This window comes from Rhodococcus sp. SB1D (assembly GCF_048573875.1).
Classification (GTDB): Bacteria; Actinomycetota; Actinomycetes; order Mycobacteriales; family Mycobacteriaceae; genus Rhodococcus_F; species Rhodococcus_F qingshengii.
On sequence record NZ_JBMAIQ010000008.1, the window covers coordinates 86,481 to 111,856 of the forward strand.

The 25,376-nt window shown below is 64.1% G+C and carries 20 protein-coding genes and 1 pseudogene; 13 read left to right on the forward strand and 8 right to left on the reverse strand.

Going from position 1 to position 25,376, the window contains the following annotated elements; genetic code table 11:
* Positions 1 to 70 precede the first annotated feature (70 nt).
* Positions 71 to 703 (reverse strand): hypothetical protein, encoded by a 633-nt coding sequence (locus tag ACN50D_RS18720; RefSeq protein ID WP_228401942.1) that lies wholly within the window; start codon positions 701 to 703, stop codon positions 71 to 73.
* Positions 704 to 882: 179 nt separating this feature from the next.
* Between ACN50D_RS18720 and ACN50D_RS18725 the strand changes: the two genes are divergently transcribed.
* Positions 883 to 1,605 carry an ATP-binding cassette domain-containing protein gene (locus ACN50D_RS18725; protein WP_064111899.1) on the forward strand — a complete coding sequence of 241 codons (723 nt, stop codon included), beginning with the start codon at positions 883 to 885 and terminating at the stop codon, positions 1,603 to 1,605.
* A gap of 5 nt (positions 1,606 to 1,610) precedes the next feature.
* A complete protein-coding gene (locus ACN50D_RS18730) occupies positions 1,611 to 3,623 on the forward strand; it encodes a YhgE/Pip domain-containing protein (protein ID WP_007734572.1) in 2,013 nt (670 codons plus the stop codon).
* Here ACN50D_RS18730 and ACN50D_RS18735 read toward each other — a convergent pair.
* Entirely contained in the window at positions 3,620 to 4,198 is a 579-nt protein-coding gene (locus tag ACN50D_RS18735; protein ID WP_211921577.1) for a nucleotidyltransferase family protein, read from the reverse strand. The genes ACN50D_RS18730 and ACN50D_RS18735 overlap by 4 nt on opposite strands.
* Positions 4,199 to 4,263: 65 nt before the next feature.
* Here ACN50D_RS18735 and ACN50D_RS18740 point away from each other — a divergent pair, with 65 nt between their 5' ends.
* The 3 genes from ACN50D_RS18740 to ACN50D_RS18750 all read left to right on the forward strand — a co-directional run bounded on the left by ACN50D_RS18740 (position 4,264) and on the right by ACN50D_RS18750 (position 6,063).
* Positions 4,264 to 4,509 (forward strand): helix-turn-helix transcriptional regulator, encoded by a 246-nt coding sequence (locus ACN50D_RS18740; RefSeq protein WP_211921575.1) that lies wholly within the window; start codon positions 4,264 to 4,266, stop codon positions 4,507 to 4,509.
* Positions 4,506 to 4,994: a hypothetical protein gene (locus ACN50D_RS18745; protein WP_211921573.1), complete on the forward strand. Its 489-nt coding sequence runs from the start codon at positions 4,506 to 4,508 to the stop codon at positions 4,992 to 4,994. Before ACN50D_RS18740 ends, ACN50D_RS18745 begins: the two co-directional genes overlap by 4 nt.
* An 85-nt stretch (positions 4,995 to 5,079) precedes the next feature.
* Entirely contained in the window at positions 5,080 to 6,063 is a 984-nt protein-coding gene (locus tag ACN50D_RS18750; protein ID WP_007734562.1) for an LLM class F420-dependent oxidoreductase, read from the forward strand.
* A 4-nt stretch (positions 6,064 to 6,067) separates the two neighbouring features.
* On the opposite strand, the gene ACN50D_RS18755 is transcribed toward ACN50D_RS18750, so the two are convergent.
* Both ACN50D_RS18755 and ACN50D_RS18760 read right to left on the reverse strand, forming a co-directional pair.
* A complete protein-coding gene (locus ACN50D_RS18755) occupies positions 6,068 to 8,290 on the reverse strand; it encodes a VanW family protein (RefSeq protein ID WP_211921571.1) in 2,223 nt (740 codons plus the stop codon).
* 294 nt (positions 8,291 to 8,584) lie between these two features.
* A complete protein-coding gene (locus ACN50D_RS18760; RefSeq protein WP_003945465.1) occupies positions 8,585 to 9,940 on the reverse strand; it encodes an acetyl-CoA C-acetyltransferase in 1,356 nt (451 codons plus the stop codon).
* A 130-nt stretch (positions 9,941 to 10,070) separates the two neighbouring features.
* Between ACN50D_RS18760 and ACN50D_RS18765 the strand changes: the two genes are divergently transcribed.
* Together ACN50D_RS18765 and ACN50D_RS18770 are read left to right on the forward strand one after the other, a co-directional pair.
* The gene (locus tag ACN50D_RS18765) at positions 10,071 to 11,417 is read left to right on the forward strand and encodes a 3-oxoacyl-ACP reductase (RefSeq protein WP_211921569.1); all 1,347 of its coding nucleotides are present in this window, start codon (positions 10,071 to 10,073) and stop codon (positions 11,415 to 11,417) included.
* Positions 11,417 to 12,280: a MaoC/PaaZ C-terminal domain-containing protein gene (locus tag ACN50D_RS18770; RefSeq protein WP_007734551.1), complete on the forward strand. Its 864-nt coding sequence runs from the start codon at positions 11,417 to 11,419 to the stop codon at positions 12,278 to 12,280. Before ACN50D_RS18765 ends, ACN50D_RS18770 begins: the two co-directional genes overlap by 1 nt.
* Positions 12,281 to 12,380: 100 nt before the next feature.
* On the opposite strand, the gene ACN50D_RS18775 is transcribed toward ACN50D_RS18770, so the two are convergent.
* Both ACN50D_RS18775 and ACN50D_RS18780 read right to left on the reverse strand, forming a co-directional pair.
* A complete protein-coding gene (locus ACN50D_RS18775; protein WP_003945885.1) occupies positions 12,381 to 12,980 on the reverse strand; it encodes a TetR/AcrR family transcriptional regulator in 600 nt (199 codons plus the stop codon).
* Positions 12,981 to 13,052: 72 nt separating this feature from the next.
* Positions 13,053 to 14,231, reverse strand: a complete 1,179-nt coding sequence (locus ACN50D_RS18780; protein ID WP_003945797.1) for a glycoside hydrolase family 3 N-terminal domain-containing protein — start codon at positions 14,229 to 14,231, stop codon at positions 13,053 to 13,055.
* A 101-nt stretch (positions 14,232 to 14,332) separates the two neighbouring features.
* On the opposite strand from ACN50D_RS18780, the gene ACN50D_RS18785 reads away from it, so the two are divergent.
* From ACN50D_RS18785 to ACN50D_RS18800, 4 genes are all read left to right on the forward strand, one after another.
* Positions 14,333 to 14,800: a universal stress protein gene (locus ACN50D_RS18785; protein ID WP_058039142.1), complete on the forward strand. Its 468-nt coding sequence runs from the start codon at positions 14,333 to 14,335 to the stop codon at positions 14,798 to 14,800.
* A 45-nt stretch (positions 14,801 to 14,845) separates the two neighbouring features.
* Positions 14,846 to 15,934, forward strand: a complete 1,089-nt coding sequence (locus ACN50D_RS18790) for an isochorismate synthase (RefSeq protein WP_211921567.1) — start codon at positions 14,846 to 14,848, stop codon at positions 15,932 to 15,934.
* A gap of 129 nt (positions 15,935 to 16,063) precedes the next feature.
* Positions 16,064 to 16,237, forward strand: a complete 174-nt coding sequence (locus tag ACN50D_RS18795; RefSeq protein ID WP_003945488.1) for a DUF2613 domain-containing protein — start codon at positions 16,064 to 16,066, stop codon at positions 16,235 to 16,237.
* Between the two features lie 43 nt (positions 16,238 to 16,280).
* Positions 16,281 to 20,615: an alpha-(1->3)-arabinofuranosyltransferase gene (locus ACN50D_RS18800; protein ID WP_204856200.1), complete on the forward strand. Its 4,335-nt coding sequence runs from the start codon at positions 16,281 to 16,283 to the stop codon at positions 20,613 to 20,615.
* A 23-nt stretch (positions 20,616 to 20,638) separates the two neighbouring features.
* Here ACN50D_RS18800 and ACN50D_RS18805 read toward each other — a convergent pair.
* Positions 20,639 to 21,688: pseudogene (locus ACN50D_RS18805) on the reverse strand (acyltransferase family protein); the annotation flags it as partial.
* 216 nt (positions 21,689 to 21,904) lie between these two features.
* Between ACN50D_RS18805 and ACN50D_RS18810 the strand changes: the two are divergent.
* Together ACN50D_RS18810 and ACN50D_RS18815 are read left to right on the forward strand one after the other, a co-directional pair.
* Positions 21,905 to 23,038, forward strand: coding sequence for a DUF3068 domain-containing protein (locus ACN50D_RS18810; RefSeq protein WP_064443181.1), 1,134 nt, complete (start codon positions 21,905 to 21,907; stop codon positions 23,036 to 23,038).
* A 169-nt stretch (positions 23,039 to 23,207) separates the two neighbouring features.
* Positions 23,208 to 24,164 (forward strand): ABC transporter substrate-binding protein, encoded by a 957-nt coding sequence (locus tag ACN50D_RS18815; protein WP_064074119.1) that lies wholly within the window; start codon positions 23,208 to 23,210, stop codon positions 24,162 to 24,164.
* Here the strand turns inward: ACN50D_RS18815 and ACN50D_RS18820 are convergent.
* Positions 24,145 to 25,371 (reverse strand): lipopolysaccharide biosynthesis protein, encoded by a 1,227-nt coding sequence (locus ACN50D_RS18820; protein WP_042920247.1) that lies wholly within the window; start codon positions 25,369 to 25,371, stop codon positions 24,145 to 24,147. The genes ACN50D_RS18815 and ACN50D_RS18820 overlap by 20 nt on opposite strands.
* Positions 25,372 to 25,376: the final 5 nt, after the last annotated feature.

The following is a 25,376-nucleotide window of genomic DNA, read 5'->3' on the forward strand; positions in this document are numbered from 1 at the left end:
TGAAAAGTGCCGGTCCCGAGAACGTTTCGGGGCCGGCATTTTCATGCTCAGCAGTCCATGGAATCCGAGGTCATCTGCGCTCGACGGTCGGGCAACTGATCTGTGCGGACAGTACGGACGTCGTCGGTTGTTCGCCGGGCCGTGCCGCCCTTCCCACCAGGGAAAGCGCCACGCGCCTGCGGTCCGGAGAACTGACGATTTCGATGGACTTGTCGTCACCGCCCCCGAAGGACACGAACTGTCCGCTCTGATCCGAGAACTTCATGATCGCCGACCCGTGCTGACCTGGTTCCGGTTTTTCGTTCACGTAGACCTGCAACTGGAAATCACGTCCCGGATACTCGCCGCCGCCGTCGTACTCGTAAAAGGAACTGGTGTGCACCTCGTAGGCCCACTGGCGGTGACCGGCGGGCACCGAATCCGCCCAGTTGTGCTCGAAACACGTGACGGATCCGGGCAGCGAGACATTGGCTGCGCCGCTCCACCCACCGGACAGGGTGATGGCTCCGTACGGCGCTGCTTCGGACTCGTGCCGATCGGAAGGCAAGGGCGGAACGGTCACGGGTCCGACATTGCGACCGGTGAACTCGAAAAGCCTCTCGCTCGACACGAACGGGGGCGACTCGCGCTCACCGGCACAGGAGACAACCGACAGGGTGGCCATGACCAGTAACGCACACATACCGCGTCTACGAACCGGCACCTCGACTCCCCCGTTCCGTTTCCAACAGAATACATACCGTTCGGTCTTCAAGTTATCGAACGTGTCCGACACATCCCATTCCTGGGACCGCTCGCCCGCTACCGATGTGATTGGGTGAGCACGAACGTCCACTGAACCAGCACTCGGTTCTTTCGCAGGCCGAGTAGATCAACAGACAGGTGATCATCGTGGTCGCACCAGAGCATTCACAACCCGATTACGCCCCCGACCTGGCATTGACCGCCACGGACTTGGCGCTCGACGGCCCATGGGGGCCGGTGTTCGGACCCGTCAATCTCGAGATTCGTGCGGGCGGTGTGACGATCCTCGAAGGCTCGGCCGGTTCAGGACGTACGTCCTTACTTCTGACACTCAGCGGACGAATGAAAGCCAGTTCCGGCTCACTGTCCGTCTTCGGTCGGACGCGTCCCCGCGAGATCTTCGAGATCGCCGGGGTCGCCGGGTTCGAGGACATCGACGAGCTTGCCGAATCCGTCACCGTCCGCGATCTGATCACCGAACAAATTCGCTGGGATGCGCCCTGGTACAAGCTCATCGGACGCGCCGGAGACCGCGAACTCGAAGCGGTGTGCGCTCCCGTCTTCGGCGATCATCCGTTACCTGCGCTCGGCCGGTACGTCAGCGATCTCGGGGAACTCGAGGCGATCCTGCTGCGTATCGCCGTCGCGAACACGAAAAAGCCGGCCCTGCTTGTCGTCGACGATCTCGAACAAGTGCGGCGCGACTCCGAACGTGCGTACCTCGTCGAGCGACTCGTCGAGATGGGGAGCTACCAGACCATCATCGCGTCGACCGTCAACCCGCTGCCAGACGGATCACCCATCGATGCCGTCACCCTGCTCCAAGAAGTCACCAATCCCGACCAAGAAGGGGCGAGGTAACCGCGATGCTCGCTGGAATGTCTCTCGGAACCGAACTCAAGCGGTTCTCCCGCGGCGCGATGCCCAGGATCGCACTCGTCACCATCATCTTGATGCCACTGCTGTACGGCGCGATGTACCTGTGGGCGTTCTGGAATCCGTTCGGTGAGGTCAACAAGGTCCCCGTCGCGCTGGTCAACACCGACCGCGGCGCGATGGTGCAGGGTCAGGAGCTCAACGCGGGCGACGAGGTAAGCCAAGCGCTGCTCGATTCCGGTGAGCTCGATCTCCACCTGGTCTCGCAGCAGGAAGCCGCTCAGGGAGTCTCGGACGGCACGTACTACTTCTCTCTCACATTGCCTGAGAATTTCAGCGAGGCCGTCGCCTCCCCGACGACCAAGGACCCCCACAAAGCTCAGTTGCAGTTCACCTTCAACGACGTCAACAACTACCTCGGCACCATCATCGGCCAAAACGCCGCCCAGCAGGTCCTCAGTCAGGTCAGCGACAAGATCGGCGCGCAGTCCGTCGAAACAGTTCTGGTCGGATTGACCGATGCGGGTGCTGGTTTGAAGCAGGCCGCCGACGGAGCGCTCCAGCTCTCGGCCGGAGTGAACACTGCCAACGCCGGAGCCGGCGAATTGGCGTCGGGCTCGAAAACTCTGGCCGACAACATGGTTACCGCACGTGACGGTGCAGCCACTCTTGCCGGCGGTACAGCGCAACTCTCGACCGGTATCAACACCGCCACGGACGGCGTCCTCGCACTGACCGACGGTCTGGGGCAGCTCGATCTCGGAGCCGTCCAACTTGGCGACGGCGCAAGCCAACTCAGTGGTGGCGTCACCCAGGTCGTCGACCAACTGAGTGTCCTCGGGAACACACAAGCAGACGTCGCACAGCTGGTCGGGCAGGCAGTGGCCAGCCTTCGACTGAACCCGGATCCCGTCAGCCAACAGATCGCCAATGCCCTCGCGCCTGCCCAGGACATGCTGCGCACTCAGGGTTTCGGTGAAGCGACCATGGGCCAACTGGGCGAACTCAAGAGCGGTGCACAACAACTCGCCTACCAACTCGACGATCCGTCGAGCACCTTCCGAGCCGGGCTCAGCGCCGCGGCCAACGGCGGTGGTGAACTCCGCAACGGCCTGGTACAGCTGCGTGACGGCGGTCAACAAGTCAACGACGGCGCTCAAACCCTCAGCAGTGGACTGGTTCAACTCACCGACGGAAGCGTTCAACTCTCCGATGGTGCAGCCAAACTCGCAGACGGCACCGAGCAACTCCGTGCCGGGTCTGCCGAACTCGCGACCAAACTCACCGAGGGCGCCGGTCAGGTCCCCAGTTGGAGCGATCAGCAGCGAACCGCAACCGCTCAAACCCTCTCCAGCCCGGTCGAACTACAGGAGACGTACGAGAACCGGGCAAGCACGTTCGGTACCGGTTTTGCACCGTTCTTCCTGCCCCTCGCGCTGTTCGTGGGCGGCATCATCACCTGGATGCTGCTCAAGCCGCTCCAGAACCGGCCCATCGCAAACGGACTCGGCGCGCTGCGAGTGGTCCTCGCCTCGTACTGGCCGGCATTGCTCATCGGCATCTGCCAGGTGATCGTGATGTACCTGGTCGTGCACTTCGCCGTCGGCCTGCACCCCACACACGCCCTCGGCACCGTCGGATTCCTGATGCTCATCACTGCCACGTACATGGCGTTGATCCAGGCATTCAACGCCATCTTCGGAGTCTCCGTCGGACGCGTCATCACCCTGGCGTTCCTGATGCTGCAACTGGTTTCGGCCGGCGGCATCTATCCCGTCGAAACCACCGCGAAACCGTTCCAGATCATCCACCCCTTCGACCCGATGACCTACGCGGTGAACGGGCTACGACAACTCACCGTCGGCGGTATCGACTCGAGACTGTGGGTCTCGATCGCCGTCCTCGGCGGCCTTCTCGTCGCCTCACTCGGCGCCAGTTCACTTGCTGCACGCCGAAATCGGCAATGGACCATGGACAGGCTGCATCCGCCGATCGAAGTCTAGGTCAGGGTCTCCGGCCAAGGCTCCACGGTCAGCGCAGGCCATTCCCTGCGCCACCGTGCCGCCTTGGCCTCGTAAACCTCTCTCGGTGCCAGCACCGGGTTGGGACGGACGATCATGTCGAAAAGATCGTCGTATCCGTGCGGGGCATACACGTCCACAGTGCCGCCCGCAGACTTGGTGATCCCGAAACAGCAAGTTGTGGAAGCGAAGTGGTCGACAGCGTCGCAGCAACTGGTGAACGGAACGCCGGGAATCCCGAAATGCTGCTCGTACCACAGGTGCACGCGGGCTTCGTTGCGTACTTCGACATCGGCATCCACATCGGCGAACAGTTCTGCCGCCGAACGAATCACACAGTCCTCCGCGTCGTAGCTCAGATCGCCGGCGTCGAAATAGAAGAGGTCGTAGTCCTTGATTCCGGCGCCGAGGTCACGGCCGTCGATGTGATTCCAGACGGTTTGGAAGAGCCCACCCGCCGTCAGGTACCACTCCGGCAATCCCAGCTTCGGCGCACGATCCACGATCGTTGCGACCACCGGATTGGCCAGGGCGATCTCGAGAAATCGTTCACGCATGCTCTTCAGCCTCTCATATGACAAGCAAACTTGACATCTAGTGACAAGTATTCTTTACTTTTTGCATGACTGGAAAGGCCGGCGACAACAACGTGCGGGAGCACCGACGCCTCGCCGGCCTCACCCAGGCGCAACTGGCCACGGCAGGTCAGGTGAGCAGACAGAGCATCGTCTCCGTCGAACGCGGTGACTATGCACCGAGTGTGTACCTGGCACTTCGCCTGGCCCTGGCGCTGGGGACCACCGTCGAAGCGCTCTTCCCCTTACACGAATCGGAACTCACCACAGAAATTCCAGAGGAGACGGCATGAGCACCATGATGAAGGCAATGCGGTTCGTCGGAGATCTGGACGACGACTTCTACAAGGACGAGCGTCAGCGCGACGTCTGGAACGAAGCCTCGGCGGTGGGACTCCAGAGTGTCTTCTGGGCAATATTCGTCAGCTCGGCGATTCTGCCCTGGGTCGCCGGCCGAACAGGGGCGTGGATCTCGCTCGCCCTGCTGATCGTTGCGTTGTTCGGCTCGTTGATCACGATCATCTATGCGAAGCGCCGCGATGTGGACGTGTACCTGCTGTCCACCTACGGACGCCCTCGCGTGGTGATCAGCATCGCGCTCTACCTCGTGGCCGCTGTCGGAATCATTGCCCGTCTCGAATTCGATTCGTACGAAGAATCGTCAACCTGGGTCGGCGCGCTGGTAGGCGCCATCATCGGCGGTGGCATCGCAATCGCAGTCGTCAAACTTCACCAGCAGCGCGCCAAGCGACGCGACGCGGCCGAAGAACTTCTCTGACTTCCGGAAGTCTGCCCAGCACAACGGAATCCATAGAGTTGGTAAAATCGTGCCAGGTCAACCGATCGCGAGTAACGTCGAAACGGTGAGCACTCGCCTCGGATACCAGATGCCCAACTTCAGCTACGGCGGTCCGGTCAAGGACCTCTTCCCCACCGTTATAGCGCAGGCCCGCGAAGCCGAAGCCGCAGGCTTCGACACTGCATTCGTGATGGATCACTTCTACCAACTCCCCGGAATCGGAGCGCCGGACGCCCCGATGCTCGAGGCCTACTCGGCGCTCTCCGCGCTGGCGACGGCCACCGAGACCATCCAGTTGTCTGCACTGGTCACGGGAAACACCTACCGCAATCCGCCCATGCTCGCCAAGACCGTCACCACCCTCGACGTTGTGAGCGGCGGTCGGGCCATCCTGGGCATCGGCGCCGGTTGGTTCGAACTCGAACACAATTCGTTCGGATACGAGTTCGGAACGTTCACCGAGCGCTTCCAGAAACTCGACGAAGCACTGCAGATCATCGCGCCGATGCTCCGCGGTGATCGCCCCACCTTCGACGGCAAGTGGTACCACGTCAAGGACGCCATCAACGAGCCTCGCGTCCGCGACGACCTGCCGATCCTGCTCGGCGGTGGCGGTGAGAAAAAGACGTTCGGCCTCGCCGCTCGCTTCGCGGATCACCTCAACATCATCTGCGACCCGTCGGAACTGCCGCGCAAGATGGAAGCACTTGCGGCACGCTGCGACGAAGCCGGTCGCGATCCCGCAACCCTCGAGACGAGCTTCCTCACGTTCATGATGATCGACGAGGACGGCGACAAGGCTCGCGCCCATCAGCGAACGTTTCTCGCGGAGCGTGGCCTCGACATCACCACGGCGCCGGAAGACGTGGTCGCCAAGGCCACCGAACGCCATTTCGTCGGCAGCCCGGACGACGTCGCCGAGCAGGTTCAGACGCGCATCCTCGACCACGGCATCGACGGCGTCGTGATCAACCTGATCACCAACGGCGAAGAGCCAGGCATCGTCGACCTCGCGGGCCGCACCCTCGGCCCACTCGTCGGCAAGTAGTTCCCTACTCGCACTTCACGATCGGCACCGGGTCGTACTTGACGGTCCGGGTGTTCGAGGAAATCTCGGCGCCACTCGCGTGGTCGGTGATCACGCGAGTGTCGCTGACCGTGAACCCGGGCGCACCGCTCGAAGCCACACAGCCAGGCCCCTCCGGCAAGGTCACGGTGTTCGGCGACGTCGGCGACGTCCGCGGGCCGGTCGTCGACGTGACATCGACAGTTTTGGTTCCCCAGATCCGAACGGTGATGTTCGACGATGTCGCAATCGTCTCGATCATCACGCCGGTCTTCGCCGGATTACGGAACTGCAGGTCGATCGCACCATCGAAGATGGTCGCCTCACGAGCCTCGGGGTACCGCGAGATGTAGTAACTGTGCTCGGTGTGCGCGACGTCCTCCATACCTGCGAAATACGTCGCGTTGTAGAGCGTCGTCGCGAGCTGGCTGATACCGCCGCCGACAGCCTTGTCCGGGCGACCGTTGTTGATGATCCCCGACTCGATGTATCCCTGCGCCGCACCGCGCGGGCCCGTGTACTCGTTGAGCGAGAACGTGTCACCGGGCTTGATCACGGCCCCGTCGATCTCCGACGCGGCCAGGCCGATGTTCACACCAGACGCGTATTCGAAACCACCGGTAGTGAATTCGCCGATCACCTCGTTGATGCCGAGGGCCTCCGCGGCTTCGGTGGTCAACGCCGGCGGGACCGGTCCGTAAACGGCGGGCGTTGCCCGAGAAGCCGTGCTGCCCAACAGAACCGGAAGTTCCTTGACCGTGTCCGGCCAGTTGATCAGATCACCGACGACACCGGGCACAACCGACGGTTTGCCACCGGCGAAGGTGAACGACGCGTCCTTGGGTTGTACTTCCGTCGACGCCAACTGCGGAGTCAGAATCTTGATCGCAGCATCCGTGTTGTACTGCGGAGTCAGCCCACCCGAGCCGTCGGGTGTGAAGGTCAGAACCTCGCCGATCTGATCGACGCCGAGTGTCGCGACCTTGCCGTCACGGCCGTTGACCACTACGTCACCCGAGACAGCTGGAATAGCGATCTCCTGCAGCGCACGATCGACACCGGCCTGAGTGACCGTCACCGGAACCTCGTCGACCGGAAGATCGACGACGCCACCATCGGACCATTCAGCGGCGAAGGTCGAACCCGCCTGCTGCGTTTCGAGCGCCTGACCGGCAGCGGGCGAAACACCAGTCGCCTTCCCGTTCTCGAACACGACTGCACCTTCGACGGGCGCACGATCGCTGTTCGCCGCGAGCTGCGCCATCGACGCATCCAACGCACCCTGGTCGATTGCCGACACCACGGGCACCTCGCGGGAGCCGAAGAACGACGTGATGCGGGTGATCGGGTTGATGGGCTGAGCGTTCACGCCCGACAGCGTCGCCGACCAGTCGACGTCCACACCCGCAGACGAGGGAACGATCTCGGAGTCGACGCCGCCTGCATGTACCGCTACCGGTTCGACGAGCCTCGGGCCGAGTTGGGCGCGCAGCGTGGCCTCCGCGTCGGCGGGCGTGAGATCACCGATGTCCACCCCGGCGACCTGAGTGCCGCGTGGTGTCTTCCCGGACGAGGTGAAGATGTCCACTCCGTAGGCAATCGCTGCGACGGCAAAGATGGCGCCGACTGCTATCGCCGGTTTGACCCACTTGCGGGAAGACTGCGAAGCGGGCGCCACCGGTTGTTGCGGCGCCGGGGGTGCAACTACCTCTGCTTCTCGGACAACAGGCTCGTACTGCTGCTGGATGGGTTCGAGTTGCTGGGTGTCGTACTGCTGCACGAACTCGGGACGCGGCGGCTTCGGGGGAACCACAACTGCAGGGGGCTCGAACTGCTCTGTCTGCTCGTCGATGGCTTCTGTCGCCGGAGCCGAGTTGACTACTTCCGTCGGCGGTGCGTCCTCCGCTGGGACGACAGGGATGACGGTGGTGACCTCGTTTGCCGATTCGTCGACTGTCGCTTCCGTGGAATCGCTTGCTTCTTCGTCGACAGGCCTTGGTGCTTCGGCTGGTTCAGGTTCTACTGATTCAGCCTCGACAACGGCCTCGGTGTCCTCAGGGGCCTTGGGTTCCTCGACCGACTGGGTTTCCTCGACCGACTCGGTCTCTTCGACCGCCTGAGGTTCCTCGACCGACTCGAGTTCCTGTTCCGGGAGGGACGAGTCCTCGCTGTTCGTCTTCTCGACGGACGGACCCTCTTCGTCACTCACCTGTTGGCTCCTCGCTGCATCAACCGTCGCTGCGGCGCTCACCGACAACTCAATACAGGATATCCGGACATACGAGAGCCCCGCGCTGCTGCCAGGTCGGGGGTCAGGCAGCAACACGGGGCTGTCATGAATATCGGTAGCTATTCTGCAGCGTTACACGCCTGCGCGAAAAAGTTTGCAAAGAGTTCGGGGATCCGGCCACCCCTCGTGGCCGGATCCCCGATTACGCATCCCCTCGCGACGATCACTGCAGGTGAGCGCAGTTTTCAGTCGCATGGGGAGATTGTGGAGCGGTTACCGCTCGATGATCGCCGTGACACCCTGGCCACCGGCCGCACAGATCGAGATCAGGCCGCGGCCCGAACCCTTCTCCGCGAGCATCTTTGCGAGGGAAGCCACAATACGTCCGCCGGTTGCCGCGAACGGGTGACCTGCAGCCAAGGACGATCCGTTGACATTGAGCTTGCTTCGGTCGATCGATCCCAATGCGCCGTCGAGGCCGAGGCGTTCCTTGCAGTACTCGTCCGACTCGAAGGCCTGCAGGGTTGCCAGAACCACCGAAGCGAAGGCTTCGTGGATCTCGTAGTAATCGAAGTCCTGCAAGGTCAGACCGTTGCGGGCCAGCAAACGCGGGATCGCGTACGTAGGAGCCATGAGCAACCCGTCTTTGCCGTGGACGTAGTCGACGGCAGCGGTTTCGGAATCGACGAGGTGCGCCAGAACCGGAAGATTGCGCTCGGCTGCCCACTCGTCGGTGGAGAGGAGCACTGCAGAAGCGCCGTCGGTGAGCGGCGTCGAGTTGCCTGCCGTCATCGTCGCGTCGCCGAGCTTGGTACCGAAGACGGGCTTGAGCGTCGACAGCTTCTCGACGGTCGAACCGGGACGGAGGTTGTCGTCGCGGGTCAGGCCGAGGAACGGGGTGACGAGGTCGTCGAAGAAACCGCGGTCGTAGGCAGCTGCCATGTTCTTGTGGCTGGCAGCGGCAAGTTCGTCCTGGTCCTCGCGCTTGATGCCGAATTCCTTGGCGGTGATCGCAGCGTGGTCACCCATCGACTTGCCGGTGCGAGGCTCGCCGTTGCGCGGAATTTCCAGGCCGAGCATGCCCGCACGGACGTTGCCGAGCAGCTTGATGCGGTCGCCCGTGGACTTCGCGCGATTGAGGGAGAGCAGGAACTCGCGCGCCTGATCGTTGACGCCGATCGGGGCGTCGGACGTGGTGTCCGTGCCGCCGCCGATGCCCGAATCGATGCGGCCGGCCGAAATGGCGTCGCCGACGGCGATGATCGACTGCAGTCCCGTGCCACACGCCTGCTGAAGGTCGTACGCCGACGTGTACGGGCTCAGCGCGCTGCCGAGAACGGACTCGCGAATGAGATTGAAATCACGGCTGTGCTTGAGCACCGCACCGCCGACGACCATGCCGAGCTTCTCGCCCTGCAGATTGAATCGGCTCACCAGACCGTCGAGCGTCGCAGTGAACATGTCCTGGTTGGACGCCTGTGCGTACGCCTTGTCCGAGCGTGCGAACGGAATGCGATTTCCGCCGACGATCGCAACCGGACGGCGCTGACCTGCAGAATTTGCAGCGGCTGCGGCCGGTGCAGTGCGCGGTGCGGCGGGCTTTGCATTTGAACGGGCTTTGCTTGTCACTTGCGTCTCCAAGGATGGTGCGATTACCTGTTGAAGACTATTCTTACTCAGTAGTAAGTTACTTGTCTATCGCCGCATTCTTTCGATTGCCCGGTGAGAGACAACCCGAAACACAACAGAAGGTAGGACCGTGGCAGCCAGCAAGGGAGCTCCCGACCTCTATTCACAGTTCCTCTCGTCCGCCCCCGGCGCATTCATCGCGTCGAAGGCCGGCCTGCCCAGGCCCGAGAACCTGCGTCGATACAAAGCAGGAGAACCCGCACTCGCCGGACCTGTCCTCATCGGCGGCAAGGGTCGACTCGCAGAACCACTTCGCGTACTGCTCTCCGACTACCCGGCGGCTCAGGCACACGACAGCAGCTTCGGTGGACTCGTGTTCGACGCCACCGGAATCACTCAGGTCAGCGAGCTCGAGCAGCTGTTCGAGTTCTTCCAGCCCGTAATCCGCAACCTCGCACCGTCGGCTCGCGTCGTCGTTCTCGGCACGACTCCGGAAGAAACGTCGAGCGTCGACGAGCATGTCGCGCAGCGCGCTCTGGAAGGCTTCACCCGCAGTGTCGGCAAGGAGATCAAGCGCGGCTCCACCGCTCAGCTGGTCTACGTCTCCCCCAAGGCATCCACCGGACTCTCCGGCGTGGAATCGACTCTGCGCTTTCTCCTTTCGGCAAAGTCCGCCTTCGTCGACGGCCAGGTCATCGTCGTCGGCGCTGAAGATTCCGTCGCGCCCGCAAGCTGGGACAAGCCGCTCGAAGGCAAGGTTGCCGTCGTCACCGGCGCAGCCCGCGGTATCGGCGCCACCATCGCCGAGGTCCTGGCCCGCGACGGCGCGCACGTCGTCTGCGCTGACATCCCGGCCGCCGGCGAAGCGCTGTCCGAGACCGCGAACAAGGTCGGCGGCACGTCCCTCGCCCTCGACGTCACGGCAGCCGACGCAGCCGAGGTCCTCGCAGCTCACCTCCTCGAGCGTCACGGTGGAGCGGACATCATCGTCCACAACGCCGGCATCACCCGCGACAAGACCCTCGCCAACATGGACGAGGGCCGCTGGAACATGGTCATGAACGTCAATCTTCTTGCACCGCAGAAGATCACCGAGCACCTCGTCGAGAAGGGCGCCCTCAAGGAAGGCGGCCGCGTCGTCGACGTCTCCTCCATCGCCGGCATCGCGGGCAACCGCGGCCAGACCAACTACGGCACCTCCAAGGCCGGCGTCATCGGTCTCGTGCACGCCGAAGCTCCCGTCCTGGCGAAGAGGAACATCACCATCAACGCCGTCGCACCGGGCTTCATCGAGACCGCCATGACCGCAGCCATCCCCTTCGCCACCCGCGAAGCCGGCCGCCGCATGAGCTCGCTCCTGCAGGGCGGCGAGACCGTCGACGTCGCCGAGACCGTCGCATACTTCGCCAGCCCGGCCTCCAATGCCGTTACGGGACAGGTCGTTCGCGTCTGCGGCCAGAGCCTCCTGGGCGCATGATGGCAACAAAGACCGTCGCGCTCACCGAGCAGCCGAAGACCCTCGACATCTACTCCCGCGCGGTACTGGGATTGTTGCCGTGGAACAAGTCCAACTCGCGCTCGGTGCCACAGCAGACCTTCACCCTCACCGGATTGAAGGTCGACACCGACAATCTGGCGGCGTACTGCCGCGTGACCGGACTGCGGTTCGGCGACACTCTGCCGATCACGTACCCCTTCACCTTGGCCTTCCCGACCGTGATGAAGCTGATGGTGTCGAAGGACTTCCCCTTCGCCGCCGTCGGCTCCGTTCACGCCGAGAACGTCATCGAATCGCTGCGGCCCATCTCCGTCAGCGAACCGCTGGACCTCTCGGTGCATGCCGAGAACCTGCGTGAGCACCGCAAGGGCCTGCTGATCGACGTGATCACCGAAATTCGGGTGGGGCGGGAACTGGTCTGGCGACAGACCTCGAGCTTCCTGAACCAGCAGAAGACCTCCCTGTCCGGCCAGCCCGGTCCGGAGCCCAAGGCCGACGAGGTCCCCCCGATGCCGATGAGCACCATCCGCGTCGACCAGACCACGATCAGCAAGTACGCCGCTGTCTCCGGCGACCGTAATCCGATTCACGTCTCGTCTCTGGGCGCGAAGGCTTTCGGTTTCCCGAAGACCATTGCTCACGGAATGTGGAGTGCCGCGGCAGTTCTGCGGACCGTCGAGGGGTCCGTCGCGGACAAGGTCACCTACAGCGTGCGTTTCGGCAAGCCGATTCTGCTACCGGCGACGCTGAATGCCTACGCTGATCGCACCGACGACGGCTGGGATCTGTCACTGCGCCACCCGAAGAAGGGTTACCCGCACGTCACTGCGACGCTGCGCTGACCTGAGTTTTGTCGGGTTCCCACCCGCCCCAATTGAGCGAACGTACCTTTCGGCGCCTTGGATGCGCTGAAAGGTACGTTCGCTCAGATTGGTTTGAGAGCTATTCGGACTTCTTCTTGCCCGACAGACCGCGCCACGCGAGGGATTCGAGTAGATCCGCTGCGGCATCCACTTCGATTTCCCCACCCGCAACCCGGTCCGCTACCGCCTCACCGGCGCCGACGAGCGCGATGGCAATGATCCCGTAATCGTGCGCGGCATCAGGATCCTTGGTGCTGGACTCGAGCAGATGCGCGGTCAACTCGATCAACCGATCGCGACTGGACTGCACGGTGCCCGCAAAAGCCTGCTGCCCGACGGCCTGACGGTAGAGCACCATCCACGACTTGCGGTTTGCGCCCACGAACCCGAGGAAGCCCTCGAGAGCGGCGCGCAATTGTTCACGCGGAGTCAGGTTCGGCGCGCCGGCCGGGGCGAGGGCCTCGAGGAAGCGGAGCCCTTCACGATGAATGCACGCCGCGAACAACTCTTCCTTCGAGCCGTAGTACAGGTACAGCATCGGCTTCGAGATCTCGGCCTTGGCTGCGATGGTGTCCATCGAAGTTTCGTGAAACCCCCTGTCGGAGAACACGTCCACAGCCGCGTCGAGCATCTGCTGCTCACGCACTGCGCGTGGCAGTCGCTTGGTACCGCCGGCCATGCTTCCTCCAACCACAGGGTAAATGTCGATCTTACTCTACGGTAAGATTGCGCGTCGAATCCTGACTTCGACTCAGCAGGTCACGGCACCTTTGGCAGCGGCAACTGTGACCACGGCCTGATCGACCCGCGTCTGCGGAAGCTCACCCGACGCGACGGCCTGCTCGAGATGATCGAGAACCCGCGGAACGTCGTCGGTGGTCAGCCACAATGCCTGATCGACTCCAGCCACCAGCGCAGCCTGAACCGCGTCGGCAATATCGTATCGGTCGGTGATCGCCTGCATGCCGCTGAGGTCGTCGGTGAACACCGGGCCGGTGAACGGCGCTGCGCCGTAACCCACTCCGTCGCGAAGCAACGCAACGGCTGCGGGGCTGATGCTGGCAGGGGTACCGGGCTCGGTCAGACCGGGAACCTCGAGGTGCCCCATCATGACGCCGACTCCGGTTCCCGACAGCTCGCGGAAGGGAATCAGGTCCGACGCGATCAGATCCTGTAGCGGCGGCGTTGTCACCTCACCCCGGTGCGAGTCACCCGACGCGCTGCCATGCCCGGGAAAGTGCTTGATCACCGGGAAGATTCCGGCGTCGCGCATCCCCTGCGCGTACGCACCGGCGTAGGCAACCACGGTCTGGGGGTCGTCGGAGTACGAGCGGTCCCCGATCACGGAGTCGTCGGGTTGGCTGCTGACGTCGACGTCGGGTGCGTAGTTGACGGTGATCCCGAGATCCTTCAAACCGCGTCCACGCTCGAGTGCCATCTGGTACGTCTGTTCCACTGTCATGGTCTGCGCCGTTTCCCTGGCCGACGGATCGGGCCCGAGGATGTCCGCGACGCGCGAAACCCGTCCACCTTCTTCGTCGATCGTCACCATCAACGGCAACTTCGACGCCGAAGCAACCTGCGGCACTTCGCGATTGGTGAGCATCGACTGATCGGTCCAACTTCCGACGAATATGCCGCCGATCTCCTCGTTCTGCACTATCGACAATGCGTCGTCGGTCCCGGTGACGCCGACGTTGAGCAGCTGGGCAAGTTTCTGACGCAAGGACAGCGAGGCTAGAAGGTCACTACCGCACGACGCGGCGACGGGTGCGGAGCTCGATGCCGCAGGCGTCGACGTGATCTCGGAGGTGGTGCTGGTCGGGGCGCTCGAAACCGGATCGGCGGTCCCGTTTTCGCCCGAGCATCCCGCAACCAACCCTCCGCACAAAGCAATGGTCGTCGCAGCCTTCAGAAACTTGATCCGCATACCTCGACCGTAACGGACCCGGTACCCATACACTCCCTCACGGGCACATCGGGACGGTAGCCTGGAAGAGAACCGATTCCCCCGCTGACGAGGAGGTCGTGATGCCACAAGGTCTGATGCTCATCGCGTACGACGGTTCCGACAACGCCAAGCGTGCAGTCGACTATGCGGGGCGTTTCCTCTCCGCCAATCGTGCTGTTCTCGTCACTGCCTGGGAGCCCATGGTTCGCCAGGCCGCTCGCATGTCCGGCCTGTCCGGGGTGATGCAACCGGAGTGGGTTCCCGACGACGACGTCGAGGACATCGCGTACACCGACGCCAAAGTCACCCTCGCCGAGGGCGTCGCACTGGCCGAGGCCGCAGGCCTGACCGTCGAAGGCAGAAGCGCCGAGTGCCGATCCGCGATCTGGTCTGCAATCGTCGAAACCGCAGACGAATTGGACGTCGACATCATCGTGACCGGCACCCGCGGCACCACGGGTTTGCGGTCGCTACTGCAGAGCAGCGTCGCGGATCATGTTCTGCGTCACAGTCATCGGCCGGTGTTGATCGTCCCTCCGGGGAAGTGACCTTCGCGCATTCCTGATCCGTGGCCGACTAGTGTCGAAAGCACCATGGACGGTTTTGTTCTCTCGCGCCCCGATCACAGCGTGGTCACCCGCGGCGTACAACGCAGCTTCGACAGCTCCGACGCGGCCACCCACGCTCTGTCGGCAGGTACGACAAAGCTGATCGTCGGAGCGCTCCCCTTCGACCCGGCTGCCGCAACGGCGTTGTACGAACCTGCCGAGGCGACGATCGCGTCGCGGCCGTGGCAACCGCGCGATCCCCAGGCCCTGCCCACGACCCGGGTTGACCGGGAGATCCCGTCGTCGTCGGAGCATCTTCGTCGAGTGGAAAAGTTGATCGGACGCCTCCGCAGTGGAGAGATCGACAAGGTTGTCGCGGCTCGCACTGTGGAACTTCGCACGCAGACCCCGATCTCCCCAACCGCGCTCGCCGCACGCATGGCGGCGCTCAATCCCGTCGCCAACACCTTTGCCGTCGACCTCTCTGCTGCGGGAGCCGAATTCGAGGGCCACAGCCTGGTCGGCGCGACGCCCGAAGTATTGGTCAGTCGACGCGGGCGCGTCGTGACGTGTCGCCCGTTGGCCGGGACCACCAAGCGATCCGCCGACGCCGATCAAGACCGCGAGGCAGGCGAAAGCCTTCTGCATTCGACGAAGAATCTGGCCGAGCACGCCTTCGTGACGTCGTGGATCCGCCAGGTCCTGCAACCGATGTGCAGTGATCTGTCGGTGCCGGCAACTCCCGAACTGACCAATACTCACGAGGTCTGGCACTTGGCCAGCCCGATCCGCGGCACACTGCGAAACGACACCACTGCGCTCGACCTCGCCATCGCGCTGCATCCGACGCCCGCGCTGTGCGGAACACCCACCGACGCGGCACTGAAGGTCATCCGCGAGACCGAGGAGCCTCGGCGTTTCTACGGCGGCGCCGTGGGATGGTGCGACGAGGCCGGTGACGGCGATTGGGTGGTTGCCATCCGCTGCGCCGAGATCAGTGCAGACGGCCGCAACGCCTGGGCCAGCGCGGGTGGTGGAATTGTCGCCGAATCGGATCCGCAGGACGAACTCGACGAGACATCTACGAAACTGCGCACTCTGTTGACCGCGCTTGGCGCCGAAACCCTCGACTGACCAGCACGTCACGAGGGTAATCGTCCGGATTCTCGAGTGCGGGTGATACCTTGACCCGAGCAGTTCGTACGGGCCGGTAAGTCCGTCCGACCGCGAACGACCGACTAACGACCAATTGGGAGATCCGCGATGACGAAGTTCCTTGTCCCCGGTGTGGCCAGCGCTGTCATCGGTGCCGTTCTGGGTGCCGGCGTCATCTTCGGTGTCACGGCCGCCGCGTCGGACAACACTCGTCCCGAGATCGACCGCAGCGGAAACGCAGATTCTTCCGTGCTGAACCAGGTTGAGTACGGCAGCCGCTGAGAGCGCAGGCCTCGCGAGTTCCCGTTCTTCCGCCGACGCAGCGGTGTCTTCGGTAGACACCGCCCCGTCGGCAGAGCCCCTGTCGAAGCGGTGGCTGTTCGGCGCCTCCGTCGTAGCGTTTCTTCTCACTTTTCTGCAATCGCCGGGTCTGATCACCGCTGACACCAAGTACGACCTGACGCAGAATCCGTTCGGTTTTCTCGAACGCGCCTCGCATCAGTGGAGTAGTCAGGCCCCACTCGGCCAGGTTCAAAACCAGGCCTACGGATATTTCTTTCCGCACGGGCCGTTCTTCGCGCTCGGCGAGTTGGCGAACGTTCCGCCGTGGGTCACCCAGCGCATCTGGTGGGCGCTGCTTCTGATCGCAGGTTTCTGGGGCATCATCCGAGTTGCCGAGGCTCTCGGCATCGGCAGCCGTAGTTCGCGCGTGATCGCAGCGGTTGCCTTTGTTCTTTCTCCCCGCGTGCTGACCACGCTCGGTTCGATTTCCTCGGAAACCCTTCCGATGATGTTGGCGCCGTGGGTGTTGTTGCCGGTGGTTTTGGCCTTCGGCCCTGTGCGTGGAAAAGGAGTCCCTGGACTCCCTGACCACTCACGGGGGTTGAGGCGGTTGGCCGCACAATCCGCACTTGCCGTCGCACTCATGGGTTCGATCAACGCCGTCGCCACCGCCGCGGCCTGCCTGGTCGCGATCATCTGGTGGCTCTCGCACAAACCCAACCGAACATGGCTGACGTTCACCGCGTGGTGGGCGCTGTTCGTCGCTCTCGGCACCCTCTGGTGGATCGTGCCGCTACTTCTGCTCGGCAAGATCAGCCCACCGTTTCTCGACTACATCGAGTCCGCCGGTGTCACCACTCAGTGGGCATCGCTCGCCGAGATACTTCGCGGCACGGACAGTTGGACCCCGTTCGTCTCCCCCGAACGCATTGCCGGCGCCGTCCTGGTCACCCAACCCGCAGCAGTCGTCGCCACCGGCCTGGTTGCCGCCGCCGGCCTCGCCGGGCTCTGCATGCGGTCCATGCCTGCTCGCGGCCGGCTGACGCTCATCCTGTTCGTCGGTATCACCGGCCTGGCCGCGGGTTACGTGGGTGAACTCAGCTCGCCGGTGTCGGAGTCGGTGCGCCTGTTCCTCGACTCGGCAGGCGCGCCGCTGCGCAACGTCCACAAGCTCGAGCCGTTGGTCCGTCTGCCGCTGGTGCTCGGACTCGCACACCTGCTGGCCAAAGTGCCACTGCCGGGATCGGTTCCACTCGCCCGATGGCGCCGCGCGTTCGCCCATCCCGAGCGCGAACCGATGGTCGCACTGACCAGCCTGATCCTCGTTGCCCTCACCCTCTCGACCGCCTTGGCCTGGACGGGAAAGCTCGCTCCCCGCGGTGCGTATCCGGACGTCCCCTCGTACTGGAACGAGGCGGCGCAGTGGCTCGAGGACAACACCTCCCCCGGATCGGAAGCCGAACGTGCCCTGGTCGTCCCGGGAGCGCCCTTCGGCAGCCAGGTGTGGGGTCTGACGCGTGACGAACCGCTTCAGGCGTTGGCGAGTACGCCGTGGGCAGTACGTGACTCGGTCCCGCTGACCCCTCCCGGCGCCATCCGAGCGCTCGATTCGGTGCAACGTCTCATCGCCGACGGACGTCCGTCGGACGGCCTCGCACAGACCTTGCTGGGGCAGGGCATCCACTACCTGGTGATGCGCAACGACCTCGACGGCGAAACGTCGCGCTCGGCCAGGCCGATACTCGTGCACCAGGCGGTCGAAGGCTCGCCGGGGATCAAGCGAGTCGCCCACTTCGGTGAAGACGACAGCCCCGAACCGATCGAAGGGCTGGTCGCGGACAGCGATCTGCGTCCCGGTTACCCAGCCATCGAGATCTTCGAGGTCACCCCGCCCGACGGCACCCCGGCGGTCAGCGGCCCGTACTCCGTCGACCTGAACCAGGTTCCGCGTGTACAAGGTGGGCCGGAATCGTCTGTGCGACTTCACGAAAGCGGGCTGGTTCCGGGGACCGGGCCGATGATTCTTGCCGCCGACGCCGAAGCTGCGGGACTGCCCGTCGATTCTGTCACCGTCACCGACACACCGCGCGATCGGGAAACCGATTTCGGTCAGGTCGACAACCACAGTTCCGCCCTGCGCACCCCTGACGACGCTCGTCGTACCTACAATCTGGTGCCCGACTACCCGGTTGCGAACACGCCTCTCGTGGAAGGCCGTTGGATCGGAGCTTCGATCACCGTCTCCAGCGCCGCCTCGGATGCCACCCAGCTGGGCGGCACTTCACCGTCGAGCAGTCCCGCGTCGACGGTCGACGGCGATCCCGCCACCGGCTGGTTCAGCAACGGCATCGAGCGCGCACTGGGCCAGTGGTTGCAGATCGACTTCGACACACCGATTTCCAGCGGGTTGCTTCATCTGACCACCAGTGCCGCGGCAATCGGAGCTCCCGTCAAATGGCTCGAGGTCTCGACACCGAACGGCAGCACAGCGGTGAAGGTGGAGCGTCCCGGTGAGCCCATCACCGTCTCGATCCCGGGCGGCACCACTCCGTGGGTACGCATCACAGCGACTCACACCGAAAACGGATCGCCTGGAACACAGTTCGGCATCAGCGAACTCTCCGTCGAAGACTTCTCCGATCGCAGCGCACCGAAGACCGTACCGATCCGTTTCGACACGGTCCTGCCGAATACGCCGACGGGCGCATCCGTGAACGCCTGGAATCTGAGCCAGGAGTTCCCCGGTCGCAACGCGTGCGCGGACTCGACCGACCGCGTGCGGTGCAGCAATGCATTCATGGCGATACCGGAAGAGCCGAGCCGCTTCCAGCGCACGCTCACGGTGCCCGAAAACACAGTCGTTACACCGACACTGACTGTCCGAGCGCGTCAGGGCAACGCCCTCGAAGATCTGCTTGCCGTCCCAGGCCGAATCACGGCTTCGGGTTCGAGCGACATCGGCGACACACGCGGATCTGCCTTCGCTGCCACCGACGGCGACGCACGCACCACGTGGTCGGCGCCGCAGAGCACCACAGAACCGGGCGGCCCGAAACCGACGCTGACTCTCAATCTTCCCGAGCCCACCCTGGTCACCGGCCTGGACATCACCCGGGGACTCGGCACCCTGCCGTCGCTGCCGACCAGCGTCGCGGTGAATCTCGGCAACGGGCCGCAGGTGCGAGAGCTGCCCGAACCCTCGGACGACACGCCTCGAACCAGTCGAATTACCCTCTCCCCCTTCGTCACCGACAAGATCGTCCTGAGCATCACCGATTGGGAACCGGTCCTCGATCAGACGGCGCTCGGCTTCGCCCAGGCGCAGCCCACCGGCCTCGCCGAGGTCGGCGTCATCGGTGCCGACGGAACCCCGATCGCCGGTTCGGGAGTGCAGGGCTCGGACTCATTCGACAACCGCACCGTCACCGTCACCTGTGGCGACGGCCCGACCATTTCGGTTGCCGGACAGCAATTCCCCACCTCGATCACGGCGACGGCGACGCAACTTCGGACCGGCGCACCCGTCGAGGCACGTGTGTGCGGTCTGGACGCTTCGGCGACTTTGCCGGCGGGACAGCCTGAAGTGGTCGTCGAACCAGGCCCCGCATTCTCGGTCGACAATCTCGACCTGGCGGCGGTCGGTCCTTCAGCCGCGCAGCGGAATACACCGCTCGAATCGACCGCGTGGACGGCGAATCACCGCGAACTCACCGTCACGAACTCGTCCGCCGATCAGCTGATCGTCAATCCCGAGAGCACCAGCATCGGTTGGATCGCCACGGCGCCGGACGGTTCCGAGCTGACGCCGGTGGTCGTGAACGGTTGGCAGCAGGGCTGGATCGTGCCGGCAGGCACCGCGGGAACCGTCACCATCGACTTCCCCAGCGACCGTTGGTACCGCCTCGGCATATTCGGCGGGCTCGTGTTGCTGATCCCGCTGCTGTTCGCGGCTCTTGTCCCCACGCGCCGAGAGCCCAAGCCCCTCACACCACCCCGACCGTGGCGCAGCGTCGCGGCAGGATGGGTGGGCGTGCTCGCGGCGGCCACCGTCATCGGCGGCGGAGTGGGAGCGGCGATCGCAGTTGTGTGCTCGATCCTCGGACTTGCCGCGCTGCGAATCTTCGGCCCGGCTCGGACCGCACGCATTCTCGTCGGCACCGCCGGCGTGGCCGCGATGATCGGCATCACGCTGCTCTCGACCGGACCGTGGCGAGCACCGGGCGGCTATGTGGGCGACTCGTTCGCGATTCAGTTCTCGATGTTGGTGGCCTTGGTCGTGACCGGGTTGGCCGCGTTGCCCTTTGCCGGTTCACCGATATGGCGGCGCTTCTCCCAGCGCGTCACCGCGACGCGCGCCGGTTCCTCCACCAAGGCGTAACTGGCCGAGGCCACAGCGACGCTCAGGACGACCGTCAGCGCCAGGACGTAGAAGAAGCTGCCCGAGAACGGAACTATGCCGAACACGGGGAACACAGCGTTCAGTACGGCCAGGTGCCAGATGAACAGGCCGTAGGACCAGCGTCCGATTGCCAGCGCCAGCGGGCTCGCCAGGAATCGATGCTGCGATTGATCGCGCAGAACCAGTGGAGCGATCAACGAGAAGCTGATGATCGCACCGAGTGCAATCTTGATCGCGTACTGCCACGGCTCAGGCCGCACCAGACCTTCGGGCCCGGCCAGATCGGTGCACGAGAGAACGAAGGCCACAAACGCAACAAAAGTCAGGAGCACCCGCCGGTGCGCGAGGCGATGCATCCACGTCGACGGGCCCACGGCCAACTCGGCCAGCACCATGCCTGCGCCGAACCACGGCAGGTAGCCCGGCAGCCAGTTGTCGTGGTGAATGGCGTCCGGAGTCGGGATCGGAATGAAAGCCCACGTCAGCGCCAACACCGACACCCCGAGCAGAAGCGGTAGCCGGAACCGGGCCGAGTTTCCGCGTAGTCGCACCATCAGATACGCGAACAGCGGCAGCAGAACATAGAACGCCACCTCGACCGACAGGCTCCACATCTGCGTGAGGCCCTCGGTGAGTGTCAACGGCACGAAGACCTGCGCCAACCCGAGATTCGCCAACCACACTTGGTAGCCCCCGCCGGCACCGGGCAGGAACAGCAGGATCAGGACCACTGCCACCCAGTACGCCGGCAGAATGCGCGTCGCGCGGGAGATCCAGTACCGGACGGTCGACTGCGGCTGCCCGATTCCGCGGGCCTTTGCCGCGTGGGGGCGCCACAGGAGAAATCCGGACAAGGCAAAGAACACCGCTACGGCGAGATCGAGTCGACCGAACGCGCGCCCGATCGCGCCGGACTGCGCTTCACCGGTTTGGAACGCGACATGGGTGACGAGGACACCGAGCGCCGCCAATCCACGCATACCGTCCAAAGCCGGAACGAAGCCCCGAGCCTGTGGCGGGACCGTCTGAGGGGAATTCGTGGAACTGATCATCACGGATAAGTGTGCACCCCAGGCCGATTGAGGGAAACCACCAGGGACTCACAACAAAATGCCTGGCCAATTCATGCCCTCATGCGACAAACCGGGCCGGTGGACTGTTAGTGTTCTGCCACACATGGTGTCCATCGGGGGCCCCATGCGATCTGCGCAGCTCATATTGTGCCGGTTGGGGAACCTCGAAAGACTTAACGGGTTAGGAGTCACAGCATGGCGGAACGCTCAGGGCCGAGCCGGATACTTCCTTGCATTCTGGTGGGCCTCGGTGCCTTCCTTTTGGCCATCGCCATCCTCATTCCTACCTACACGGTAGGCAAGCTGGAGAAGACGCCACTCGACCTCGAGGTGACCACCGTCGCCACAGGCACCGGTAGCGTCCTCAACTCGGCGGCCCTCCTCGCCGGTAAGGCGCAGGTCGACAACAACGTGCCGATCGTCGCTCAGCGCTACGTCACCACGCAGGACCCGTCCGACGCCGACATCATCACCGTCGAAGCCGGCCAGACCGTCCGTCGTACCGACAAGCAGGGCGACACCGGACTGCTGACCGCAACCCTGGACCGCGTCACGCTCGATCGCGTCAGCTCGATGCCGACCAACGATCCGGTCGGAACCGTCCAGACGTCCAGCGACCAGCCCGCCGAAGAAGTTTCCCGCGACGGTCTGCAGTACAAGTTCCCGTTCAACACGGAACAGAAGAGCTACCCCTACTTCGACCTGAACGCTCGCGCCACGAAGGACATCGACTTCGTCGAAGAGACCGAGATCAACGGTCTGAAGGTGTACCACTTCCAGCAGACGATCGATCCCGTCGACCTGTCGAAGGTCGTCAACTCCCCCACCAACAAGCTGAGCCTGCCCGCCGACACCTGGGGCGTTCCCGGTGGCGCTACTCCGATCACGATGACGCGTTGGTACACCAACGTCCGTGACCTGTGGGTCGAGCCCAAGACCGGCGTCGTCGTCAAGGGCCAGGAGCAGTTGCACCAGTACTACGGACGCAACAAGGACTCGGTCGACGTCGAGGTTCTCAAGGTCACGCTGCCCTTCGACGAAGCAACCATCGAGTACCAGGTCCAGCAGGCACGTGACGGCATGGACAAGCTCTCGCTGTTCGGCCGCACAGTCCCGATCGTGGCAGGTGTGCTCGGCGTCATCGCGCTGATCGCCGGTATCTTCCTCGGCATTCGCGGCGGCAAGGGCGGAACTCCGGCCCGCGCTGCACACGGCGGAACGAACCAGAATCCCAGCGGCCAGGGCTCGCCCGAGCCGGCTCCGGGTGAGCACGACTGGACCTCGGACGACACTCAGGTGATTCCGCGTCCGGATCTGCGCAAGGACTGATTCAGACAGTAAGCAGAGCGCCCCTTCCACACGGAAGGGGCGCTCTGCTGCGTTTCGGGGCTTTGTTGCCGGATCGGCGTACGGATTGGCGCAACGGGTCGTTCCCTCCGCGTGGTTGCGGGCTTAGCGTTTTCTGGAAGTCCAGACCACCCCGAACACGAGGAGCCACATGCCCGCATCAACAGTTCTGGGTTCGCACATCTGTGTCAGCGATCTGACGCGACGGAGATTTGTTGTCGGCACGGCTGCATTCTCCGGGCTGTTCGCCGCCGGTTGCGCGAGGTCCGCCGGTACCGAGGGCGATTCGGCCGGGATGCGCACGGTCACGACCTCGCTCGGAACCTATGACATTCCGGTCACCCCGAAGCGCGTCGTCGCCATCGACTCCAGACTCGACCTCGAACCAGCCGTTGCGATGGGCCTGCCGGTCATCGCGTACAGCTTCGACGCCGCCGAGCCGTGGGTTCCGGCCGATCCCACGGCACAGGTGTTCGAGGCACCGGTCAACGTCGAGGCAATTCTCGCGCTGGAACCGGACCTGATCATCTGCACCGACATCGGTGAGGCCTCCGACATGTGGCCGCTACAGCAGTTGAGCCAGACAGCGCCTGTGCTTCCGATGGACTTCACGCGCCCGTGGCGCGAGAACATCGATCAGCTGGCGAGTTGGCTGAATCGCACCGAGAACCCCGACGTCCGTCAGGTCATCGGAGCGTACGAGGACAAGGCAGCCGGATTGAAGGAACGTCACGCCCCGAGCTTGGCGAGCAAGCAGATCGTGCTGCTGAACTACGTGAATCAGAAGGTCAACGGCGTCAACCGCAAGGGCATCTCCACGCAGGTGGCCGAAGACCTCGGCGTCCAGCTCCAGTGGCCGGTCGAGGGACAGAAGGAGATCTCTACCGAAAACCTCGTGACTGCTCTCGACTCGGCCGACGGAATGATCGTCACCACCGCGCCCGGCGTGGATCCCGTCAGCGACGACCGCGCGATGTGGAACCGTATCCGCGCAGTACAAGGCGACAACGTCGTCTACACGGGTGGGAACATCAACTACGGATCCGTCTACACCGCGATGCGTACGCTCGACTACTTCGACGATCTGTTCACGCGTCTGGAGAACTGACGCCGGTGTGAGGTGCCGGCCGGGCGCGGTCGGCACTTCGCACTGCGGCGACCGACACCGCCAACGCCGTCGTCGACGCAACCACCACGGCGACGCCGATCAACTCTCCCGGCGTCTTCGCCCACACCAGCATCACCGTCGCCTCCACGGCCAGTCCTGCCCACGCCAGAAGGGCCACTCGCGTGCGTTCTGACGCGATTGCGGACAGCAAGGCACCCTGGAGTACCGCTAGCGCTGCACCGTGCAGTGCGAAGGCCCACAGCATCGGAGCCACGGCGGCGTACGCGTCGCCCACGAGCATCGGCACCAGCGGGCCGGCAACCGCCGCCCCCAGAACCAACACGGCGCCGATGCCGACGAGCACAGCCAACGCCGAGCGAACCGCTTGCGCCGAGTGCGCCGGATTCGCCATCTTCGGGTACAGCACGACGCCCACTGCCTGTGGCAGCCAGAACGCCACCTTCGTCGCGACGGCGCCGAGTGCGTAGACACCGGCGTCGTATTCGCTGAGAACGACACGGACGATCAGCAGGTCCAGCGAAGACAACGCGATCAGCGCGAGCTGGACTTGTGACGCCGCGAGCACGGAGACGACGCCGATACGCACCGGACGGTCCTCGCTCACCGAGACGGTTCGGTCGACCACTCGAACTATCGCCACCAGCAACGCAGTTCCGGCCGCGCCCGCGACCAATGCCGCGCCTGCCCCGCCACCGAAAGCCAGAACGATCACTGCCGGAAGGACTTTCATCACCCCGGCCCCGGCCAGTACGGCGCTGAGAGTGCCGAATCGACCGTGTCCTTGCAACAACCCCTGCTCCGTGGCCAGCAGAACCAACATGGGCGCAGTCACCAATGCCGAGAACGACGCCACGATTCCGGTGTCGAGCAGCCACGCCATCGCCGGAGTGAGCGCCACCGCGAGGACGGCGACGATCGCGGTGCATCGATACCCCAACGACCGCAACGCATCTGTGCTCTTGCCACGCACCGCCTCGCGGGCGACCACCGTCTGCAACGCCAAAGCCGGAACCGCAAGTACCAACTGGGCGGCAAGCAGACTCGCGAACTCTCCGTAGCCGACCGGACCCAACCATCGGCTGGCCAACCATGCCAACAGGTACGACGCGACATTGGCCGTCATCGATCCCACCAAAACCATGCCGACCCCGGCCGCGGCGGCGCGATCGAGTGGTTGGCGAGGCATGGCAG

Bases quoted from the DNA above. Each gene is read 5' to 3' on its own strand.
- ACN50D_RS18770 (WP_007734551.1), top strand. From the start codon at position 11,417: ATGGCAACAAAGACCGTCGCGCTCACCGAGCAGCCGAAGACCCTCGAC.
- ACN50D_RS18730 (WP_007734572.1), top strand. From the start codon at position 1,611: ATGCTCGCTGGAATGTCTCTCGGAACCGAACTCAAGCGGTTCTCCCGC.
- ACN50D_RS18790 (WP_211921567.1), top strand. From the start codon at position 14,846: ATGGACGGTTTTGTTCTCTCGCGCCCCGATCACAGCGTGGTCACCCGC.
- ACN50D_RS18820 (WP_042920247.1), bottom strand. From the start codon at position 25,371: ATGCCTCGCCAACCACTCGATCGCGCCGCCGCGGCCGGGGTCGGCATG.
- ACN50D_RS18745 (WP_211921573.1), top strand. From the start codon at position 4,506: ATGAGCACCATGATGAAGGCAATGCGGTTCGTCGGAGATCTGGACGAC.
- ACN50D_RS18810 (WP_064443181.1), top strand. From the start codon at position 21,905: ATGGCGGAACGCTCAGGGCCGAGCCGGATACTTCCTTGCATTCTGGTG.
- ACN50D_RS18795 (WP_003945488.1), top strand. From the start codon at position 16,064: ATGACGAAGTTCCTTGTCCCCGGTGTGGCCAGCGCTGTCATCGGTGCC.
- ACN50D_RS18740 (WP_211921575.1), top strand. From the start codon at position 4,264: ATGACTGGAAAGGCCGGCGACAACAACGTGCGGGAGCACCGACGCCTC.
- ACN50D_RS18780 (WP_003945797.1), bottom strand. From the start codon at position 14,231: ATGCGGATCAAGTTTCTGAAGGCTGCGACGACCATTGCTTTGTGCGGA.
- ACN50D_RS18775 (WP_003945885.1), bottom strand. From the start codon at position 12,980: ATGGCCGGCGGTACCAAGCGACTGCCACGCGCAGTGCGTGAGCAGCAG.
- ACN50D_RS18815 (WP_064074119.1), top strand. From the start codon at position 23,208: ATGCCCGCATCAACAGTTCTGGGTTCGCACATCTGTGTCAGCGATCTG.
- ACN50D_RS18785 (WP_058039142.1), top strand. From the start codon at position 14,333: ATGCCACAAGGTCTGATGCTCATCGCGTACGACGGTTCCGACAACGCC.
- ACN50D_RS18735 (WP_211921577.1), bottom strand. From the start codon at position 4,198: ATGCGTGAACGATTTCTCGAGATCGCCCTGGCCAATCCGGTGGTCGCA.